This window comes from Novosphingobium sp. TCA1, assembly GCF_009811895.1.
In the GTDB taxonomy this organism is placed as follows: Bacteria; Pseudomonadota; Alphaproteobacteria; order Sphingomonadales; family Sphingomonadaceae; genus Novosphingobium; species Novosphingobium panipatense_A.
Genome location: NZ_BLJH01000113.1, coordinates 1 through 1,335 on the forward strand (window position 1 = coordinate 1; position 1,335 = coordinate 1,335).

Below are 1,335 nucleotides of genomic sequence, written 5' to 3' on the forward strand. Positions count from 1 at the left end.
CGTCCCTTTCGTGGTCCAAACTATCATAGTCTCTGGGCCACTCAGCGGGGGGCAGATCAATTGGCCAGATTGCTGTCGTCTTCGCGATCATGCTCGCCGGGCTGTGGCTGGCGACGCAGTGGGCAGCCTCGATGTTGGCCTACCAGCCCGAGCTTGGAACGGCGTGGTTCAGCATCGGTGGGCTTTCGGTCTATCATCCGTGGGCGCTGTTCTGGTGGTGGTATTCCTACGACGCCTATGCGCCTGAGGTTTTCGACAAGGCGGGCATGCTGGCCGGTGCCAGCGGTTTCTTCGGCTGCGGCTCGGCGGTGGTGGGATCGCTGTGGCGCGCGCGACAGAAGGGCAAGGTCACCACTTACGGCTCCGCGCGCTGGGCAAGCCGGCGCGAGGTCGCCAAGGCAGGTTTGCTGCAACCGGCTGGCGTTATGCTCGGATGTTTGCGCGGCAATTACCTTCGCCACGACGGCCCAGAACACATCATGGCCTTTGCACCGACGCGCTCCGGTAAAGGCGTGGGTCTGGTCGTGCCGACGCTCCTGTCCTGGACCGGCTCGGCGGTCATCCATGACATCAAGGGCGAGAACTGGGCGATGACATCCGGCTGGCGCTCCCGCTTTTCACACAGTCTCCTGTTCAACCCGACCGATGCCTGCTCGGCCAAGTACAATCCGCTGCTGGAAGTTCGCCGCGGCGCTAACGAAGTGCGCGACGTCCAGAATATCGCCGATATCCTGGTCGATCCCGAAGGCGCGCTCGAACGGCGCAGCCATTGGGAAAAGACCAGCCATTCGCTGCTGGTGGGCGCCATCCTCCACATCCTTTACGCCGAGGAAGAGAAGACGCTCGCGCGGGTTGCGACCTTCCTGTCCGATCCACAGCGCTCTTTCGTGGCCACGCTGCGCGCGATGCTGTCCACCAACCATCTTGGCAATGCCCAGCAGCCAAAGGTCCATCCGGTTGTTGCCTCCGCCGCCCGGGAACTGCTGAACAAGAGCGAGAACGAGCGCTCCGGCGTGCTGTCGACGGCGATGTCTTTTCTGGGGCTCTACCGCGATCCGACCGTTGCTGAAGTCACCTCGCGCTGCGACTGGCGGATCGCCGATCTCATGGAAGCAAAGCAGCCGTGCTCGCTCTACCTGGTCATCCCGCCTTCGGACATCAGCCGCACCAAGCCGCTGGTTCGTCTGGTCCTTAACCAGATCGGTCGCCGTCTCACCGAGCGTCTCGATCAATCGGGCGAAAGTCGCCGGCACCAACTTCTGATGATGCTCGACGAATTCCCCGCGCTCGGCCGCCTCGACTTTTTCGAGACCAGCCTCGCCTTCATGGCCGGCT

The 1,335-nt window shown here is 63.0% G+C and carries 1 protein-coding gene; it reads left to right on the top strand.

The annotated features are described in order from the left end of the window. Positions 1-89: 89 nt before the first annotated feature. Positions 90-1,335: IncP-type conjugal transfer protein TraG (gene traG, locus NTCA1_RS28285; protein WP_159832498.1), on the top strand; the 1,246-nt coding region annotated here is incomplete at its 3' end.